This is a genomic window from Xenorhabdus entomophaga, assembly GCF_037996725.1.
GTDB lineage: Bacteria > Pseudomonadota > Gammaproteobacteria > Enterobacterales > Enterobacteriaceae > Xenorhabdus > Xenorhabdus khoisanae.
Genome location: NZ_JBBMXH010000299.1, coordinates 1 through 697 on the forward strand (window position 1 = coordinate 1; position 697 = coordinate 697).

Annotated in this window: 1 protein-coding gene; it reads right to left on the bottom strand. The window is 39.6% G+C overall.

What is annotated here, in order from left to right; genetic code table 11:
* Window positions 1-596: helix-turn-helix domain-containing protein (locus AAC854_RS22870; RefSeq protein ID WP_340619096.1), on the bottom strand; the 596-nt coding region annotated here is incomplete at its 3' end.
* Window positions 597-697: the final 101 nt, after the last annotated feature.

Here is a 697-nt window from a genome sequence, read left to right on the forward strand (position 1 = left end):
CCTTTGAAGTACCAATCTGAACCCATTTTGGGATTGAAATTAATATCGACTTCATCCTCATAAAATACGGGATTTTCTTTTGATGTTTGCGATAATGCTTGATGAATACGTGCCATTTTTTCTTCATATTGAGGATCTGGTTTATGGACAGTGGGGGCTGCCCGTCGCCAAACAATCCTGTTTTTACAAAGAAACCGATAAAGTGTACTGATTGAAAATTTTACATTCGTTATTTTATTGATTTGAATAATGAAAAGTTCAAGACTCCAGCGAGAACGGACATGATTGAACTGTTGTGGTGAAAGTTCCAGTAAATAAAGAATAAAAGGTAAAAGTGGATTCAAGTTCCATCGCCGGTGACGTCCCGCAGGCTGACTTTTCAATCCTGCCCAACCGTATGTTCTAAAACGTTTAATCCAACGCCAGATAGAAGACGGTGCGACACAAAATTCTACAGCGACGGAAGGAACGGCTCCTCCTCGATAAAGTGAGAGCATCGCCATAATCCGGGCGGCATAGTCTTTATCGTGTGTTTTCTGTGCCATTTTTTTCATCAAACGGCGTTCAATGCGGAAAGTTGGTGGTAAGATAAGCATAACTCAGTCCTCTTTTTTGCCTTTTTGTTTCTGGAAAATCAAAACTCGCAAAATTTGGACTGAGTTTCTTTGACACTCCTACCATTTTGAAAAGTTATATA